The following is a 17,778-nucleotide window of genomic DNA, read 5'->3' as shown; positions in this document are numbered from 1 at the left end:
AGCGTCTACACAATTCAATCTTCATTCAGAAAATCTAATTGACGCGAAACTTTGTCCGTCTGGTTTAACTTATATGCCACTTCTCTGTTTGCACTAACGGCTCGCTGCGCTGTGTGCAATTCTTGTAAGCATTGCTGTTGTTTCTATTCCAGATTTCACACACGCGACCAATGTTTCTTATCAACTGCACATGCTTAGCTCTCGTTTAAATCCATCAACTAATAAAGTTCGTGTGTCTTATGTAGACCCGCACACAGATTTTTCAAACCTTCTTAACGATTCTCTCTAGAGTTAGTACTTTGTGTTCAGTTTGCATAGATTCATTACACTTATTGTTGGTACACAACACCGATACTTGGGAGATCCATAATCACGGTTTGCCCTGAAATTACGTTCAATTGGACTTAGGTAGCTTTGGTAATAAACCTAAGAGTTACTTTAAACCCATTGCGCTTAGTTTTTCTTTACTTGTTTTCTCTAACTGATATGCCTGCTTTGAAGTTGCAATGGTGTTACCGCCTGAGATTAGAAAGCTTATAATGTTTATCGACACATGTAATCAATAAGTAAAGTAACACTGTAGCTAGCTGTACAGGTAAAGCTTGGTCCTATGGAACACAAAATAAAGAACCCAAATAACAACTGTATATTTACACAGTTAAATTATTATCCCCTTAAAAACGTTACCTTTCGTATAAATACCGAACAAAAACAACGCTATTTAGGCATATATCTGTCGCTGGGCGCGTATTTTTGCCTAGCAATCACGCTAGTGTCGTTGATCTCTTTTAATACGCTCATGGATAAGAACTACATCATCACACCTGACAGATAGCCTACGCGCGTAAATACGGACAGAGACCACGATGGTGGCACCGTAGGCTCATTACATAAGTCAGAAGATGGAATTAAGTTACAGCGTGACTTTGAACAAACCTATAGCTTACCCTTCTGTGAAATTGAGTACGTTAAGAGATCGACCCAAAATAAAGGGCTCGCTCTCTCAACGTTCGATTCGGTCACCATCAATATAGAATATGAAGGTCAAGAGGAGCCAAGGTTTCGATTCTACATACGTAACCACGACGACAACTACAGCGCTCAAAGCGACCCTATTTCTAACAAGTTCTATCGCTTAGACTTATCATTCCCCAATAGAAAACACATCAATTTAGCATTCTCAAATTGATACGCGCCGCATTCCTTAATCGACTTCTACACAACACCTTACGCCTCGTAAGCTTTTTAAATACTTATTCTGTAAAGCACATATGTGGCAACGAAGCTTGCTCTAAGCGGTGGTAAGCCATTCGCGATATCGGTTTTGAACATTACCGCTGTGGATTGTTTCACTCTGTTCTTAGATAAAATCCTCATTTGTCTGCTTCTGATCATTCATGGATTCTCATCCGTTCAAAATACAAGTCACAACGTCACTAGCCGTAAAAACACCATATATTTAGCCATTTAGACATGGTGACACAAATACTGACACCTAAAGTGGCGATTGTTTTACTTTCAGATCTTGCTGTAATTTAATTACAACTCAAAGCCAAGTAAAGCCTGAGAAGTTAATTACTCTGACGTAACTTGTTGAATAAAAAGTATTTAAGAGTTTTGGACAGGTCGGGATTTAGAGAAACTAAAGAGTAGGTATGTACGAGATAATATACTAGAGGGTAATATATTTAGTTATAGTGCACTATCGTATTAAAAAAGAAGGGCTGATGCCCTACTCTTCTTTATTACTCATTTCTTCACGGATTTGCTCAGCAACGATTTTGATAGCTTGTGCTGTGCTGATGCCTTGGGTCATCATTTCTTGAATTCGTTCAACAGCTTTCTGTTGTTCTTCGTGAGAAAGGGTTGGTAAGTCGTTTAGCATGCTCTGCTCCTTTATTTAGGAGCAGAACTATATAAGGACTGTTAGTAACTAGCAAGGAAATTGATGGATGCACCCATTGCATTTTCATTCGTGTAGTTAGCACTTAGATCTAGCTGAAACAAGTTCAATGGCGAGATACCAACACCAGCTGTCACTGTTCCTTCTGAATCAGAGTAAGCCAGGTTCTTGTAATACCCTCCCCTTAGCTTAAGCTGACGTAACAGGTCGACTTCAGTACCAACACGAATCATCTGTTCGTTGTCTTCGAACGAAGTAAACTTCTCTGCTTCATTCAAATCATAATCAACACTCAACGTAAAGTAATCAGAAACGATCCCCGCACCAACAGTGTAGACAGGCCCCAGGTTATAAGAATGACTCGATGTTACTGTTCTTGTAGCCCCTGTGCTGCTTGTTAGCTGTTGGCTAACGGATTTAGTTTCAATCTCACGGTCTATAATATTCGTTGCAGAAAAACCCACTCTAAATGGGCCGTAAAACCAAAGCGCACCTGCATCAATATTAAATGTAGTTTCCGCGGTGTCGTTTTCTCGAACATCACTTAGATTGTAGTTTTGTGCCGAGGCAATGTAGTTATACGTATAGATTCTTTGGAGTTTTGGAGAAATACCAAACGACAAATGTTGTCCCATGAACGTTTGATATTTTGCTAATGATATACCAGCTTCCATAATGCCAATAGAAACAGCTTTAACAGCAGTTAACTCAGCATTAACCAAGTCACTATTAGCAGCGTCACTAGATGTATCAGGGGTTACAAATGATTCAGTGTATGCTTTTGCAAATACGTTTGCTGCAATATACTGATTTGGTAGAGCGAATGCTACAACACCACCTAAATCAACATTCAGGCTATCACCATTAAGAGCATCTAGATCAGAACCAGTCACAGTACCTGACTCAATGCTGTCAACTAAATTATCGATATCATCAACTAAGTTATTAGGGTCATTATAATTACCGCCAAAACTTGGCGTGATCATTCCCATGTCATCATTACGACGATAAATGGCAACAAGTGCTGGGTTATAGAATGGAGCAGTTAGGAAGTTTGCTGAAACAACACCAACACCACCCATCGCATCACCACGCGCTTCAATGGCGTAGTTTGCTGCTGAAAGAGGAAGACTGGCGAATGCAATTGACGCTGCGAGTAGTTTTGTAGTTTTTTTCATGCCGTTTATCTTTGTTAGATCCCTTATATAGTTAACGGCACAATTTTAAATTACTTTAACTCTTCTTCGCTAGAAATATCATAAGTTTTACTGATAGTTTGTGCTTGTTCTATCGCTATGTCGCCTTGCCAGCGTGAATGCACCATTGAAACCGCTAAAACATAGCGATCATTAGGAAGTTCTTCACCAGTAAGGTTCATTGGATAATCAGATTCGTAGCTCTTGCCCCAGACCTGTTCATAGTGTTCATCAACGTAATCGTACAAACCGATTTCGAGCTTAGGGAGCGGACAATAAGGATTGAGTAGTTCTTTTTTATCGATTCGCCACGTGTCTTTTGATGCCCAGCGAACTTGTTGACGCATGGCAACTTCACCCAAAACAACCCAAGTGCTCCAAGACTTTCCGCCATCACCTTTAACGCTTAAACGGTATAAACCGGATTCAAGTTGAGAGGCTAAATTGTAACGCTTGCGGTATAGACTCACCGATGCGTTGTTAACCACTTCACTGTCTTTGGTTAACTCACTGTCCGAAGAAACGATCTTATCGACCCACTTCTCGAAGGTAATGTCTTGAATGTTGTTTTCGGATTCAACATTAATCGATACACGAAAGGTATCTCGGCCAGGGCTTTGAATGATGTGTCTTTTAACGACGACTGAACTAATCCAATCTGGGAGTGTTTTTCTGGTGAGAGTTTTACCACAATCTTTGTTCAATGCTTGATCGAACAGTTCATTGAGGTGATCTTCTCGTGATTGAGACGAGTTGATTTGCCAAACTTCCACTAATGAGTCAAACATCTGAGGTAAATCATTATCTAGCAGATGTTTATGAACTTGAGTCAGAGCATCGCTGCTCTTAAACCAATCCGTTGCTTGCGCGGTATTCGCTACGCAAGAAAACATTAATAGTGGAAGTAAGGCTATTCTCATTACGCTTTCATCTTGTAACCAACGCCACGCAGCGTTTCAATTTCTAGACCCGGCAGTTTCTGTCTTAGTTGCAGAACGTGCGTGTCTACCGTACGTGTTGTTGGGAAATGGTTGTAACCCCATACATGGTCAAGCAGTTCATCACGTGTAAACACACGTCCAAGGTTACTTGCCAAGAACAGTAGAAGGTCAAATTCAGTGCGCGTTAACGTTACTTCCTGTTCATTGAAAAACACTTCACGTGTCGCTTTATCGATAACAAGATTCTGAGCGATAACTTTTGATGCATCTTGTTCTTCAGAATCTGGCAGGCGAAGTTGAGCACGAATTCGAGCAAATAGCTCAGCCTCTGCGAATGGCTTTGTTAAGTAGTCGTTTGCACCTGAATCTAGGCCCGCTACTTTGTCTTTTACTGTCACGAGAGCCGTCAGCAAAATAACTGGGATATCTTTCTTTTTCTTCCAACCTGGAAGTGAATCTACTGAGTCGCCATCAGGAAGTTGACGGTCTAGAATCACTAGATCCGCTTGTTCCCAGTAGCCTTCAACTTCAGAGATCAGTTCTGCATGCAAACATTCATATCCAGCTTGCTCAAGGCTAACTAATAAACCGTCAGCTAAATTTTTATCATCTTCAACGAGAAGCAATGTCTGTTTCACAAGGTATCTCCAAAATAAATGTTGTTGGGGGGCCGATAAGCGTCATGTGACCGCCCATTTTTCCAACCATAGATTCCACTATCGTCAGACCTAAACCGAGTCCACTCTTACTTACGAATGGCTTTCTTAGTTGCCCCCAATCTTTGCGAGACAAGTCTCCATTATCTATAACTTTGAATGTCAGCTTCTTGTCAGAAGTATTCAGTTCTAGAATTACTGGAGCCACACCGTATTTCACGGCATTTCTGATTAGGTTATCGATGCACGTTCCCAACCAATATACGTTCACTTTTGCAGCTATATCTTTGTTTACACGGAGTTCAATCCCCGGCGCAAAGTCTTCTTCAACTTTGTATTGGAGCCACTCTTCAACACTTGGCACCCACTCTGTTGCGAGCGGTTGATTATCTGATTGCAGGTAATCTTTACTTGCTTCCGCCAACTGTCTTAAACGGCGTGTATCTTCACACAGCCTACGGAACTCATCATATACCGATTCTGGTAAGTGTTCGAACTCACGCCTGAACCCTTCCACCGTCAATGACAAACTCGCAATCGGCGTTCTTAATTCGTGCGTTAGGATTTGAAGAACCAGCATGCGACTCTTCATCTCTTGTTTCTTGCTGTTCCAGCGGTAAATCGCCCAACCTAAGACAAGCATGATGTTGGCAATAACCAAGATAAACATGGCGACTTGCAGAAGCTCTGAATGATCTTCTATTTCCCAACACACATTACCACGCTGGACAAAACAGCTTTTACCTTCTGAAGACAAGCTAAACGATAACCCAGCAAGCGTGGCATTTTCGTTCCAGACTGATTTTTTATACAGGTAATATCTGTCGCCGCGTTTTACCCACATCTCATCAAGCTCAACAAACATACTGGCACCCGCTAACAGCGCGGTGATTGCTTCGCTATCCATTTGTTGCAAGCGAGACAGTAGTTCATCGTGTTCGGTGTTTGGTCGCTCTTGAATATGCATAAAGCGCTTCAGAGAGTCGAATTTTTCTGGGTACTTCTCAACGTATCGTGCCGCATAAGAACCTCCGCCAGGGTGAATCAAACCACTACGGCTAAACCAACGGTCAGAAAGCTTGGTGCCTTTACACATTGCACGAGTAAAAACTAAAGGCTCAGTAATCAAAGGGCTTAACGGCAGTTTACCACTACAGGTTTTTGATAACTGGTACAAGCGCTGAATGTCTTTTAACGGGTACTCTGCTGTTTGTGGCAGCATAGAAGACGGCATGATCAAACCTGTTGGATAATCAGCCTGTAGCACTCGAATATCGTAAGATTCGATTGCCGTTTCATGATCAAAGAGTTTGGTGAAATTATCGATACGCTCAGGTAAAGAGTCAGCAAATGCGTTTGCAGACACAGACAACGTAGCGATAAGAAGAGTAAATGTTCTTTTGATGATCACAAACCAACGCAAATTCATATAGATCAACCAAATATATACCATTCGCTATCAAAGATAAATTTTTAACCGCATGAGAAACATTGAGAATGGCGAGCTACAGAGATAAAGGCCAATATATTACGGCCACATTGTACATATGTACTAGTAGGCTGATTGGCAAGCCAAACCTCAATTGCGACAAGTTTTGCATCAGGCTTCGTCAACTTCGTATCAACTGAGATCACACATAGAGTCGCTTTCGTAAGATAAAAAAAGGAGCTCAAATGAGCTCCTTATCGAGTTGTTACAGATTGTTTAGAGGTGATCTCTATAGATGTTCTAAGATACTTAGACAACTCTTTTTAGCATCGCCAAACAGCATCTGCGTGTTCTCTTTGAAGAACAGTGGGTTTTGCACACCGGCGTAACCTGTGTTCATCGAACGCTTGAATACGATAACATTCTGAGCGTTCCAAACTTCAAGTACTGGCATACCAGCAATTGGGCTGTTTGGATCTTCAAGTGCTGCAGGGTTTACGGTGTCATTCGCACCAATTACCAATACAGTATCTGTCTCATCGAAGTCATCGTTGATTTCGTCCATTTCTAGAACGATATCGTAAGGCACTTTCGCTTCAGCAAGCAGTACGTTCATGTGACCCGGTAACCTACCAGCAACTGGGTGGATACCAAATCGAACATTAATGCCCTGCGCTCGTAGCTTCTCAGTGATTTCATGCACTGGGTATTGTGCTTGAGCTACTGCCATGCCGTATCCAGGAGTGATGATTACTGACTTAGAGTTTTTCAGCATATCAGCCACATCTTCAGCTGATGTTTCGCGGTGTTCACCTTGCTCTTCATCGCCATCAGACACAACCACTTCTTGGCCGAATCCACCAGCAATAACGCTGATGAAAGAGCGGTTCATCGCCTTACACATAATGTAAGACAGAATCGCACCCGACGAACCAACCAATGCACCAGTTACGATAAGCAGATCGTTTGCAAGCATGAAACCTGCCGCTGCTGCTGCCCAACCAGAGTACGAGTTCAGCATAGAGACAACTACTGGCATATCTGCACCGCCAATCGATGCCACTAGGTGGTAACCGAATGCGAATGCGATAAGTGTCATCACCATTAGTGCGAACATGCTGCCGTCTGCTTTAACGAACATGATCATCAGCAGTGTAGAAACTACGATAGCCGCTAGATTCCACTTGTGCTTATGAGGGATGTTCAATGCAGACGAAGAGATCACGCCACGAAGCTTACCAAACGCAACAATAGAACCCGTGAACGTCACCGCACCGATAAACACGCCAAGGAACACTTCCACTAGATGGATAACGTGCTCTGCATGAATATCTGCAGGGTTGATAGAAACAGCAGCAGGTGGATCGATGTAGCTGTTGTAACCTACAAGTACTGCAGCCATACCTACGAAGCTGTGCAGAATTGCAACCAGCTCTGGCATTTCAGTCATTTCTACTTTTCTTGCGTAGTGGATACCAATACCACCACCGATCACCATAGCAATGATGATCCACACAATACCAGCAGAGTGAGGGCCAAAGATCGTTGCGATCAACGCGATTGCCATACCCGTGATACCGTAATAGTTACCTGCACGCGCAGATTCCTGTTTCGATAACCCAGCCAAGCTCATAATAAAAAATACAGCAGCAACAATATAAGCTGCTTGTACTAATCCTTCAGACATCTGTTACTCCTTAGTCTTTACGGAACATTTCAAGCATACGTTTGGTCACGGTAAAGCCACCAAAGATATTGATACTTGCAATTAATACGGCAATAAATGATAAGAACGTGACGACGCCACTTCCTTGCCCGATCTGTAACAGTGCACCTACTACAATGATGCCTGAAATCGCGTTAGTCACGGACATCAAAGGCGTATGCAGAGAATGGCTTACATTCCAAACTACGTAATAACCCACCACACAAGCGAGAACAAAAACGGTAAAGTGAGATAAGAACGCAGCTGGAGCAACCGAAGCTACCCAAGCGAATGCACCAACAGCTACCGCCATACCCGCCACTTTCTTAATTGGAGAAACAGGTTCTTCAACTTTAGGCTCTGGTTTGGCCGCTTTTGGCTTAGTTTGTTGTGGTTGAGCTGAAACTTGAATTGGTGGAGCTGGCCAAGTGACCTCGCCCTCTTTAACCACAGTAACACCACGCAGAACAACATCTTCAAAGTCGATTTTGATGTTGCCATCTTTCTCTTTGCAAAGCAGTTTCAGAAGGTTAACTAGGTTCGTTGCATACAGTTGAGATGATTGAGTCGGCAGTCGACCAACCATATCAGTGTAACCAACCACCTTCACACCATTAGCCGTTGTAATGACTTGATCCGCAACCGTGTATTCACAGTTACCGCCATTGGCCGCCGCAAGGTCTACAATCACACTACCTGCACTCATGCTGTCTACCATCTCTTTGGTAATCAGCTTCGGAGCCGGGCGACCTGGAATCAGCGCCGTTGTAATGATGATATCAACGTCTTTTGCTTGAGCTGCATAAAGCTCTTCCGCTTTCTTATTGAATGCTTCAGACATCTCTTTTGCGTAGCCGTCACCAGCACTGGTATCTTCCTTGAAATCCACTTCCAAGAATTCAGCACCCATCGACTCAACTTGTTCTTTAACTTCAGGACGAACATCGAATGAACGAACGATTGCACCTAAGCTACCCGCAGCGCCGATTGCCGCTAGGCCAGCAACACCAGCACCTGCAACCAGTACTTTTGCTGGCGGAACTTTACCCGCAGCCGTAATCTGACCCGTGAAGAATCGACCAAACTCATGCGCCGCTTCAACAACAGCACGATAACCCGCGATGTTTGCCATAGAACTCAATGCATCTAACGCCTGAGCTCTTGAAATTCGTGGTACAGAATCCATCGCCATCACGTTGATGTTACGACTGGACAATTGTTCCATTAATTCTGGATTTTGGGCAGGCCAAATAAAGCTGACCAATGTTGCGCCATCTTTAAGAAGATCGATTTCATTTTTAGACTCGTCAACGATCGGAGCGTTAACTTTAAAGATAATATCGGATTTCCAAGCTTCATCTGCGGTGACAACTTTTGCTCCAGCTTGTTCATAAGCTGCATCTTCAAAACTTGCTAACGCACCTGCTTGTGATTCAACACAAACTTCAAATCCTAATTTTAGAAGCTGTTCTACCGATTTCGGCGAAGCAGCAACTCGCGTTTCACCTGCGAGCGTTTCTCTTGGTACACCAATTTGCATAGCTATTCCTTGACTATTGGCACGAATGACTTATTCGTTTGTATCTAACGACAACTAATACTTCAAGCGTTTTGTTCAAAGAACAGAAAAAGTTATTACTTATAACGATTTGGACGGAATTTGAGCGCTTCATTCGGATAAATGACGACCGTCTCGAACCAAGAGGTCAAACCACTTGCAAATAATCCTTTTAATAACAACTCACTAGCTGTTCTTTATCCATAAAACTAAAAAGAGCTTTCAGCATATACACTGAAAGCTCTCTAAATTATGACCAACATCAATTCTAACCCTAATTGGTTAGCTAAATATATTGTCGCCCATTTGGTCGATGAACATCTGCGATTTTTTGAGCATCAATTCATCGGCATCTTGTTTGTTTGAAACAACATCTGAACGAATAAAACGGTGAGTTTTGATTTCACCATCGAATTCTTTCTCGATTCGCCCAGCAACACGGTATTGACCAGATTCTGCAATGGCATCTTGATAGATATTGAAACCCTTATATTCGACTGGCTCAATCTCTACTTTTTGTTCGGTTTTTTCTTTGCCACCAAATAATCTAGAAAAGAATCCCACGTTTTTTTACTCCTTAAATGACCGTATTCACCCTAAACTATCATGACTGTTTACGGTTCAACAACGGCTTTTCATACCATTGCAATTCTACGTCATCGTCAAAATTGTGTTGACTAAATATAACAGGCACATTGTCATCACGTTCACGTCTTCGATCGTCAATAATCATACTTTCTGCATTTTTGACCGCGATCTCACTATTGCGTTTATAGAGCACCAATTTGTCTTCTGGCAATGCTGACAGAAAATCGATATCAAAACGAATATAGATAGGTTTTAGCTGACCCAAAGCCAAGCACGCGAGATCGGCCAACTGTTCGTTGGTATAACTAGACACATATTCCTCGGTAGCCAATACATGACCGACCAGAGTTTCCATATAGTTATGTACATCAACACTAATTTGCATACCACACCTCCATTTGTAGCGGTTTTTCTAGTCGCAGTCGTTTCTAAAGTCACTTGAAACCATGCAATTCCTAATAGCTTTCTATAACTCAGTTATAGGTTTTACTGTCCATAGTTGAAACTTAGGTATTATTTAATCTTACTCTGACTTCATTACAGATCTTCGTCGCTTAATGAAAAGGTCACTCAATGATAACTGATCATCAAGCCCTTTAAGTGACAGCGCCAACGTAAGAGCAGCAGAGCAGATTTTGTTAAGTATCTATAACGACTAATTAATTTCTCATATATACTGTGTAGTTCGTTCTAAGGTTAATAGCAACTCAAAATACATATAAAAATGATTGCACCAATAGCGACCTATGACTATGTTTTTGCTCTAATTTAGGTAAAAAGCTTGGCAATCGCTTGTTTAACCGTATCCTACGCATAGTATTAAATAATAAGATCATCAATATAGTTAGGCTCACCACATAAATGGCATCATCTTTTGTAACGTCGAGCATGTTTCGATTTTGCTTCCCTTTAGTCCTGTTAACAATTTTGCTCGTTGGTATGGACAACGTCATTCTCGTGACGGACTCAAATTTAGGGTTTGCTAGCAACCTCCCTTACATTTTATTGAGCGTTGCGGTTCTGCTATGCCATACGTTCAGACAAGGTCGAATGGCGATGGTATCGGTGACCATGCTTGTCGCTTATCTGATCATCCAAGTTCGCTTACAAACGCCTCTCAATACTGGCACAACGCTATTAGAGCTCTCGTTACTTGCGGCATTAGTACCTGTCACTTGCTTACTTGTTTATGCCTTCCCTGATAACGGCGTAAACTCAAAGTCGATGCTGCTCTACGCCATCGTTCTTGTTCTGTTTATGGTGTGGGCACAATTGATCGTCTCTCACTTCCATGCCGGCGGTTTTGAATCATGGAGTGATGGTCTTCTATTTATTGTCAGAGACTTCTCCAAACTGCCTTTTGTTTTAGTGCTGTATAGCCTTTGCTTGCTTGGCCTTACTGCCATTCTCGTGTTGGTGTATAACCGCTCTATCGATGTTGTGGTTTATAGCGCTATCCTGCTTTCTTCTTGTACGTTCATCTTCTTCGATATTCAGTACATCTCGAGCACCATGTTCTCGCTGTCAGGCACGTTGATCATCGTCTATGTCATGTCCGCTAGTCATGATATGGCCTTTAATGACCAACTGACTAACATTCCAGGTCGACACGCCTTAGAAGTCGATATGAAGCACTTGGGGCGTAAGTATTCGATGGCGATGGTCGATATCGATCACTTTAAGCAATTCAACGACACCTACGGACATGACATTGGCGACGATGTGTTAAAACTGGTGGCACGCATTCTGAGAGAAACCACAGGCGGCGCTAAAGCTTATCGCTATGGTGGAGAAGAGTTCACGATTATCTTCAAAGGAAAACATTCGGAACAAGTTAAAGAGCACCTTCAAGCTCTGATTTCCGAGGTTCAAAACTACGACATGACGATTCGTAATAGTCATGAACGCCCCGACGATCATGAAGTGGGTATGAAAAAGCGTGGCAAGAAAGGCAAACCATCGGAAGTGGTGAATGTGACGGTGAGTATTGGATTGTCTGATAGTACAACCACCAGACATCCTGAAGAGGTGTTGAAGCTTGCTGACCAAGCGCTGTATAAAGCGAAAGAAACCGGTCGAAACAAACTGTGTATTGACCGTTAACAATAGTTGATAGCGAAAGATATTGAGTGCTAGAGATCTAGATAGCTTAAGCCATTAATAGCGATCTGCTTCAATAACTATCACTTCCAAGTTCAACGAGCCTCATTGATTTGAGGCCGTATGGGCTTAACTGGAAAAAAGAGCTTAATCTTGGTTGAAGAATATAACCAAGCTGCCACCTTTTAAGCTACTTCCGTAGTTAATCGTAAAACCTATTCCCACGTTATCGACCCACTCATTAAACAGGTTTGGGTTAAGCAACCAACCAACACTGCCCTCGTAGTAAGATGTGGTGCCCATAGATGCCACGGTGTCACCACCAATATCAATTCGTCTTATACTCGAGTACATCGAAGTGATGTTCTTATCCCAACGCACGAGATCATAGAAAACCTTGGCTTCATTGGCGATATACCACCCTTCAGGATGACCGACATTGCCATTATTCGCCTCGCCCCAGCCGATGCCATTAAAGTAATGCCAACTGGTGCTCAATTTATACTTTCCCCAGTCATTCTTATCTTCGTACATCAGCTTGATTTTAGGCTCGATGATGTAAGCCCAAGCATCAGTATTGAGATATACGCCATCCAGTTGGTCTTGAATAGGCTTTAGCAACGAAGCGCGATATTCATAATCATTGCGGTAGTAAGAGATGTGGTTACCGATTGCAGAGCTGAAGCTCCAATATTCGTCTAGCTGGGACACATTCGCGAATTCGACGTAGCCAGACACTACCGACTCTTTTTGAAAATCGTTTCTGTTTGCTGCCGCGTACTCGACATCGTTCTCGATTCGCAATGCAGACAAGCGTAGCGTCACCTCTTGATGGTTGTCTTCGATGTAACTTGGTAATTCAAATGTGTAAGGCAAACTCAGGGAGGTGATGTTTTGGCGACGACTTACCGAATCATTCGAACCGATGTCTTCATTGTCCAAACTAAACACTTTATTGGGGTCAAAGTTATTGATACCAAAAGTGAAAACATCGGTGTCGTTGAGCAATACACTGGTGGCAAAGCTCTGCTCTAGATCCTTTCGAAAAAGATCAGATAGCGTATTGGCATTAACAGTGGTCGCCAAAGCGGTAAAAAATAGAGGAACCGCAAGCGTCCAAGATGTGTTAGTCATAGAAAATGACTTCGAATGTGGCATTTCTTTTATCACTTAAAGCACTTCCTAGCTCAAACGCTATTAGAAGTATAAATTCAAATATCTAAAAGAGCTCGCCAACTAACGCGCAAGCTCCAAAATGTTACGTTGTACAAAGGTATTTCTACCACTTTGCTTCGCTTGATAAAGCGCTTGATCGACCTTTTCGTAAATAGACGCAATAGATTCGCCACCTTCTGGCACAAATGACAACACACCTTGTGACGCTGTCACTCTATCCGATACCGTTGAGTGTTCATGAGCGTAGTTCATCTCATGCAATGCCTCTTTAACTCGAGTCGCGTGTACCTTAGCGCCTTCACTGTCTGTATCGCTAAGAATCAGAACAAACTCTTCACCGCCATAACGACCTACAAATTCTCCCGCACGAACAAACAGCTGTTTCAAGGTATTAGCAAGCCCTTGTAAGCACTTATCCCCTTGAATATGACCATAATTATCGTTGTAAGGCTTAAAGAAGTCTACATCTAGAAGTATGACTGTCATGGATATATTACGTCTTCCGTGCCACGCTATGCTCTCTTCAAGCTTAGTATCCATATATCGACGGTTATACAATTTGGTCAGGCCATCTTCGTTGGCTTGTTGCTGCAGAAGGATGTTCAGTTCTTCGAGTTTGGCTGTGCTTTGTTTTAGCTCTCGTCTCATGTGCGCGATACGTTGCATCGCAATCAGCTTAGAATTCAAAACAACCTTGTTTACTGGCTTGATCAGGTAATCATCGCCACCAGCGTCAATCGCTTTTGCGATCATCTCAGGTTCTTCGTGACCACTAAGAAAGATGATGGGAACCCATTCTGGGAATCGGCTTCGAACCTCATTCGCCACTTCAAAACCATCCATATCAGGCATGCTGATATCAAGTAACACGAGTTCAGGATCAAAATCAGAATAAACACTCAGGGCTTCTTTTCCGCTACCGACAGCTTCTACAATATGACCCAGTTGCTTGAGTCGGATAGCAAGTTGCATCCTGTCTAGTTGAACGTCATCAACCAGCAATATGCGCATTGAAGATCCCTTTTCTATCATCACATCACCTTTATCTAGTGTTGAATATTCAAAGTAGCTCAAATTTGGGCTTAAATCATGCCCTAATCTCTATATTATATTGACTTTTTTACAGATCTTTTTAGCATTGTTTCTTTTTAAAGAGAAATACTATGTCAGACGCTACAAACAACGAACAACAAGAAATCGATTTAACCACCATCTCACCAGAACTTCGTCAAGTTATCGAATTTGATGGCGTACCAAAAGAGATGCACTTTATGGTTACTTCTATTCACGAAGTGTCTGAAGAAGCAGTACGCGAAGCTTGGGATAGTCTTCCAGCAAGCGCACAAAATGTTTTAGACAACTTCGAGCAGTTCCACGCTCTAATCTCAGTTAGCCAAGCTTTCGCTGGTGTTAACGTGATGGAAGAGTTCCCTACTCTTAAACTTCCAGAAGACATGTCTGACGAAGAAAAAGAAGAGTACCGTGCTCAACTGCTAGACCAAGTTCTACACAACTGTGTAAAAGACATGGTTAAACAAATCAAGAAAGCTCGTCGTGATGCAATCTTGAAGCGTGATTTCAAAGAAGTTTTTACTAAGTAAGTCGCTAGTCGCCTAAACTAGGCTAAGCGCTATCAGTACTACTTAGAATTAAGCCGCATGTTTCTTTAAACACGCGGCTTTTTTATATCCGCTATTTTCTGTTCGTCGATCGTTACGTCTGTATGTTCTTGTTGCTAATGTTCATATGATTCGACAAATCATATGCCTCAACACTCATATAGTGTGGCGCAAAACTGGCAGTTATACCGTATAAAAATGACGCATGTATCCATTCATGGAATCAAGACCGAATTTTCAGAACCTATAACAGGCAGTATCGCGGCAATATCGAAAAACTGACCTTGTCAGGTTTAATGCGTTACCACGATATCTCTTTGAGCGACACTCACACCTTTAATTTGAGCGTAAACACGCTGCCCGATTTCTAGATTTAACTCATCCAGCGCCCACAATGTAATGGTTGCCCATAGGTAGCACCCAGACTCTAACTCTAACTCGACCTCGACACTCTGCTTATTTGTGCCTTGTTGGTGCGTCTCTACGCTTTTAATGGTGACAGGAAGGATGTTACGCATAGAAGTCCCTTTCGGCCGTTCTAGCGTGATAGAGACATCATTTGCCCTAACTTGCAGCCTCACTGTCGTACCAAGCTCACTCGATACTTTCTGAACCCATAACGACGTCGACTTTCCTAGCATCAGGCGAGACAGCGCATAATCGTCATTGTGTTCCGCTAATGTCGCTTCAAACAACGAGCTTTGCTCTGAGAAAGATTGCCAAGGTTGCATGGCTCTCGATGCCCAAACCTCTTCCGTCACACCCGACGAAATCACTTTGCCTTGGTCAATAATCACAAGGTGATTTGCCAAGCGTAAAATTTCATTGAGGCTATGAGTGACATAGATGATCGGTATTTGGACGGTTTCGGATAAGTTTTCCAGAAATGGCATCACTTCGCGCTTACGAGGCAAGTCGAGAGACGCTAAAGGCTCATCCATCAACAAAATGCTCGGCTTTGATAACAAAGCGCGGCCAATCGCCACACGTTGCTTCTCACCGCCAGACAAACGAGCTGGGTATCGGTCAAGCAATGAACCCAAAGACAACAGCGAGACTATTTGCTCAAAGTGCGCTTGATCGACGCTTTTCATACCGTATTTAAGGTTCGCTGCCACCTTCATATGTGGAAACAATCGCGACTCTTGGAACACATAACCGACGTTGCGTTTGTGAGTCGGCAAATTAATGCCATTTTCACTATCGAACAGTGTGGTTCCAGATACGCTGATCAGACCTTTATCGGGCTGTTTAAGGCCACTGATTGCATTGATAAGTGAGGTTTTACCCGCGCCAGAACGACCAAAAATTGCCGTAATGCCGCTACTTGGTAATTCCAAGTCGATATCAAAGAACGTTTCACCAAGTTGTTGTTGATATTGGAGGATCAAAGCACTCATGCATTGCCTCCCAAGCGTTGTGCTGACTTTTTGTTGAGCCACTCAGATAGCATCAATGAACCCAGCGCTATCACAATAGAAATGACACACAAACGCGCGGCTTCCATTTCAGCGCCAGGGGTTTCAATAAAGGTATACATAGCCAAAGGAATGGTTTGAGTTTCACCGGGAATATTTGAAACGAAGCTGATGGTCGCGCCAAACTCCCCTAGGCTTCTTGCGAATGAAAGCATGGTGCCGGTAATGACCCCTGGGATCATCAAGGGTAAAGTGATCGTGAAAAACACACGAAGAGGTGAAGCGCCTAATGTAGCAGCCGCCTCTTCAAGCTTACTGTCTACGGTTTCTAGGCTCAATCTAATAGAGCGAACCATCAGCGGCAACGCCACAACCACACAAGCGAGTGCCGCGCCCTTCCAGCTAAAGCTGAATACAATACCAAACACGTCATTGAGCCACGAACCTATGATACCTTGCCTGCCCATCATCACTAGCAGTAAATAGCCAATAACCACAGGTGGAAGTACCAAAGGTAAATGGACAATGCTCTCTACAATGCTTTTGCCTACAAATTGTTTCTTAGCAAGTAACCATGCTAAACCAATGCCGATTGGGATAAGCCACAAGATGGCAAACCCAGCGACTTTTAAGCTCAGCATTAAGGCTTGGTATTCGTATTCCGATAAATACATCATTTAACGCACTTCAAATCCAAAACTGTTCAAGGTGTCTTTCGCTTTTTCGCTCTTTAGGAAAGTATAGAACTCTTCTGCAACGATTTTATCGCTCAACTTCGCTACAGGGTAACGTATTGGCGTGTGCAGATCTGATGGGAAGGTCGACACTAGGTTTACTTCTTTAGAAAGCAACGCATCCGTTTTGTAGACAATGCCAAGCTTAGCTTCACTGCGCTCGACTAAGGCTAAAGCCATACGAACATTGTTACTTGGTGCTAATCGAGTCTTCACATCGTCCCATACACCTAACGTTTCTAACGCTTCTTTCGCATAGATACCAGCAGGAACCGATATGGTGTTACCCACTGCAAGTCTCTCATTAGTAAGCAGTTCAGCCCATTGTTCACCTTTTGATAGGTCTAACGTTACCGATGTCTCTTTAGGGGAAATCAGCACCAGTTCGTTTTCACATAGGTTTGTGACATTGTCACTAGAAACTAATTTACGGTCGACTAAATGTGTCATCCATTTCTCATTTGCCGAGATAAAAATGTCTGCTGGTGCTCCTCTTTCAATTTGTCGCACCAAAGACGACGTACTCGCATACACAGGAATCACATCGACAGAATGGCCTTTCTCAAACTCTTCAACCAACAGATTAACCGCATTGGTCATCGACGATGCAGCGTAAACTCGTAGCTTTTCGGCAGCCAAAAGGTGGCTAGAACTCAATGCCGAAGTTAAAGCCATGGTTAAAAAGAAGACTCGCTTTTTCATTGTTATCACTTATCTATTATTTGTTTAAGTTCTTTAGCTAACTCTAAATGGCG

The 17,778-nt window shown here is 42.7% G+C and carries 16 protein-coding genes and 1 pseudogene; 3 read left to right on the top strand and 14 right to left on the bottom strand.

The window, feature by feature from the left end; all coding sequences use genetic code 11:
• Positions 1-694 precede the first annotated feature (694 nt).
• Positions 695-1,186, top strand: a pseudogene (locus AB4329_RS15125) (GGDEF domain-containing protein); the annotation flags it as partial.
• A 546-nt stretch (positions 1,187-1,732) separates the two neighbouring features.
• On the opposite strand, the gene AB4329_RS15120 reads toward AB4329_RS15125, so the two are convergent.
• The 9 genes from AB4329_RS15120 to AB4329_RS15080 all read right to left on the bottom strand — a co-directional run bounded on the left by AB4329_RS15120 (position 1,733) and on the right by AB4329_RS15080 (position 10,361).
• The gene (locus tag AB4329_RS15120) at positions 1,733-1,885 is read right to left on the bottom strand and encodes a YoaH family protein (protein WP_004731009.1); all 153 of its coding nucleotides are present in this window, start codon (positions 1,883-1,885) and stop codon (positions 1,733-1,735) included.
• A 41-nt stretch (positions 1,886-1,926) separates the two neighbouring features.
• Entirely contained in the window at positions 1,927-3,081 is a 1,155-nt protein-coding gene (locus AB4329_RS15115; RefSeq protein WP_372138661.1) for a conjugal transfer protein TraF, read from the bottom strand.
• 50 nt (positions 3,082-3,131) lie between these two features.
• Positions 3,132-4,019: a DUF2861 family protein gene (locus tag AB4329_RS15110; RefSeq protein WP_029235234.1), complete on the bottom strand. Its 888-nt coding sequence runs from the start codon at positions 4,017-4,019 to the stop codon at positions 3,132-3,134.
• Positions 4,019-4,678, bottom strand: a complete 660-nt coding sequence (vxrB, locus tag AB4329_RS15105) for a response regulator transcription factor VxrB (RefSeq protein WP_017060099.1) — start codon at positions 4,676-4,678, stop codon at positions 4,019-4,021. Before vxrB ends, AB4329_RS15110 begins: the two co-directional genes overlap by 1 nt.
• Positions 4,653-6,125 (bottom strand): sensor histidine kinase VxrA, encoded by a 1,473-nt coding sequence (vxrA, locus tag AB4329_RS15100; RefSeq protein ID WP_102320830.1) that lies wholly within the window; start codon positions 6,123-6,125, stop codon positions 4,653-4,655. The genes vxrB and vxrA overlap by 26 nt, the downstream gene beginning before the upstream one ends.
• Before the next feature lie 289 nt (positions 6,126-6,414).
• Positions 6,415-7,812: a Re/Si-specific NAD(P)(+) transhydrogenase subunit beta gene (pntB, locus tag AB4329_RS15095; RefSeq protein WP_017064580.1), complete on the bottom strand. Its 1,398-nt coding sequence runs from the start codon at positions 7,810-7,812 to the stop codon at positions 6,415-6,417.
• Positions 7,813-7,822: 10 nt separating this feature from the next.
• Complete coding sequence (gene pntA / locus AB4329_RS15090; protein ID WP_372138660.1) at positions 7,823-9,370, bottom strand: Re/Si-specific NAD(P)(+) transhydrogenase subunit alpha; 1,548 nt, start codon at positions 9,368-9,370, stop codon at positions 7,823-7,825.
• Between the two features lie 300 nt (positions 9,371-9,670).
• A complete protein-coding gene (locus AB4329_RS15085; RefSeq protein ID WP_004731023.1) occupies positions 9,671-9,952 on the bottom strand; it encodes an HlyU family transcriptional regulator in 282 nt (93 codons plus the stop codon).
• Positions 9,953-9,992: 40 nt separating this feature from the next.
• Positions 9,993-10,361: a late competence development ComFB family protein gene (locus AB4329_RS15080; protein ID WP_017060104.1), complete on the bottom strand. Its 369-nt coding sequence runs from the start codon at positions 10,359-10,361 to the stop codon at positions 9,993-9,995.
• Between the two features lie 476 nt (positions 10,362-10,837).
• Between AB4329_RS15080 and AB4329_RS15075 the strand changes: the two genes are divergently transcribed.
• Positions 10,838-12,079: a GGDEF domain-containing protein gene (locus AB4329_RS15075; RefSeq protein WP_032546996.1), complete on the top strand. Its 1,242-nt coding sequence runs from the start codon at positions 10,838-10,840 to the stop codon at positions 12,077-12,079.
• Between the two features lie 144 nt (positions 12,080-12,223).
• Here the strand turns inward: AB4329_RS15075 and AB4329_RS15070 are convergent, their stop codons facing one another.
• Both AB4329_RS15070 and AB4329_RS15065 read right to left on the bottom strand, forming a co-directional pair.
• Positions 12,224-13,234, bottom strand: coding sequence for a Solitary outer membrane autotransporter beta-barrel domain (locus AB4329_RS15070; RefSeq protein ID WP_029235232.1), 1,011 nt, complete (start codon positions 13,232-13,234; stop codon positions 12,224-12,226).
• 78 nt (positions 13,235-13,312) lie between these two features.
• Positions 13,313-14,284, bottom strand: a complete 972-nt coding sequence (locus AB4329_RS15065; RefSeq protein WP_170791831.1) for a diguanylate cyclase — start codon at positions 14,282-14,284, stop codon at positions 13,313-13,315.
• A gap of 131 nt (positions 14,285-14,415) precedes the next feature.
• Here AB4329_RS15065 and AB4329_RS15060 point away from each other — a divergent pair, with 131 nt between their 5' ends.
• Positions 14,416-14,853: a DUF3069 domain-containing protein gene (locus tag AB4329_RS15060; protein WP_017060108.1), complete on the top strand. Its 438-nt coding sequence runs from the start codon at positions 14,416-14,418 to the stop codon at positions 14,851-14,853.
• Between the two features lie 311 nt (positions 14,854-15,164).
• On the opposite strand, the gene modC is transcribed toward AB4329_RS15060, so the two are convergent.
• The 3 genes from modC to modA are packed head-to-tail and all read right to left on the bottom strand — an operon-like array spanning position 15,165 to position 17,725.
• Complete coding sequence (modC, locus tag AB4329_RS15055; RefSeq protein ID WP_372138659.1) at positions 15,165-16,271, bottom strand: molybdenum ABC transporter ATP-binding protein ModC; 1,107 nt, start codon at positions 16,269-16,271, stop codon at positions 15,165-15,167.
• The gene (gene modB, locus AB4329_RS15050) at positions 16,268-16,966 is read right to left on the bottom strand and encodes a molybdate ABC transporter permease subunit (protein WP_017060110.1); all 699 of its coding nucleotides are present in this window, start codon (positions 16,964-16,966) and stop codon (positions 16,268-16,270) included. The genes modC and modB overlap by 4 nt, the downstream gene beginning before the upstream one ends.
• Positions 16,967-17,725 (bottom strand): molybdate ABC transporter substrate-binding protein, encoded by a 759-nt coding sequence (gene modA, locus AB4329_RS15045; protein WP_102394376.1) that lies wholly within the window; start codon positions 17,723-17,725, stop codon positions 16,967-16,969. It abuts the gene before it with no gap.
• Between the last annotated feature and the right edge of the window lie 53 nt (positions 17,726-17,778).

Origin of the sequence: Vibrio sp. 10N.261.54.A5 (assembly GCF_041471145.1) — a bacterium.
Classification (GTDB): domain Bacteria; phylum Pseudomonadota; class Gammaproteobacteria; order Enterobacterales; family Vibrionaceae; genus Vibrio; species Vibrio crassostreae_C.
Note: the sequence above shows the minus strand (reverse complement) of the source record. Positions and strands in the feature narration are given on the sequence as shown.

Excerpts from the sequence above, each read along its gene's own strand:
- modA (WP_102394376.1), bottom strand. The coding sequence starts at position 17,725 with ATGAAAAAGCGAGTCTTCTTTTTAACCATGGCTTTAACTTCGGCATTG.
- pntA (WP_372138660.1), bottom strand. The coding sequence starts at position 9,370 with ATGCAAATTGGTGTACCAAGAGAAACGCTCGCAGGTGAAACGCGAGTT.
- AB4329_RS15110 (WP_029235234.1), bottom strand. The coding sequence starts at position 4,019 with ATGAGAATAGCCTTACTTCCACTATTAATGTTTTCTTGCGTAGCGAAT.
- AB4329_RS15075 (WP_032546996.1), top strand. The coding sequence starts at position 10,838 with ATGGCATCATCTTTTGTAACGTCGAGCATGTTTCGATTTTGCTTCCCT.
- AB4329_RS15115 (WP_372138661.1), bottom strand. The coding sequence starts at position 3,081 with ATGAAAAAAACTACAAAACTACTCGCAGCGTCAATTGCATTCGCCAGT.
- AB4329_RS15120 (WP_004731009.1), bottom strand. The coding sequence starts at position 1,885 with ATGCTAAACGACTTACCAACCCTTTCTCACGAAGAACAACAGAAAGCT.
- modB (WP_017060110.1), bottom strand. The coding sequence starts at position 16,966 with ATGATGTATTTATCGGAATACGAATACCAAGCCTTAATGCTGAGCTTA.
- AB4329_RS15080 (WP_017060104.1), bottom strand. The coding sequence starts at position 10,361 with ATGCAAATTAGTGTTGATGTACATAACTATATGGAAACTCTGGTCGGT.
- modC (WP_372138659.1), bottom strand. The coding sequence starts at position 16,271 with ATGAGTGCTTTGATCCTCCAATATCAACAACAACTTGGTGAAACGTTC.
- AB4329_RS15070 (WP_029235232.1), bottom strand. The coding sequence starts at position 13,234 with ATGCCACATTCGAAGTCATTTTCTATGACTAACACATCTTGGACGCTT.
- AB4329_RS15065 (WP_170791831.1), bottom strand. The coding sequence starts at position 14,284 with ATGATAGAAAAGGGATCTTCAATGCGCATATTGCTGGTTGATGACGTT.
- pntB (WP_017064580.1), bottom strand. The coding sequence starts at position 7,812 with ATGTCTGAAGGATTAGTACAAGCAGCTTATATTGTTGCTGCTGTATTT.
- AB4329_RS15060 (WP_017060108.1), top strand. The coding sequence starts at position 14,416 with ATGTCAGACGCTACAAACAACGAACAACAAGAAATCGATTTAACCACC.
- vxrA (WP_102320830.1), bottom strand. The coding sequence starts at position 6,125 with ATGAATTTGCGTTGGTTTGTGATCATCAAAAGAACATTTACTCTTCTT.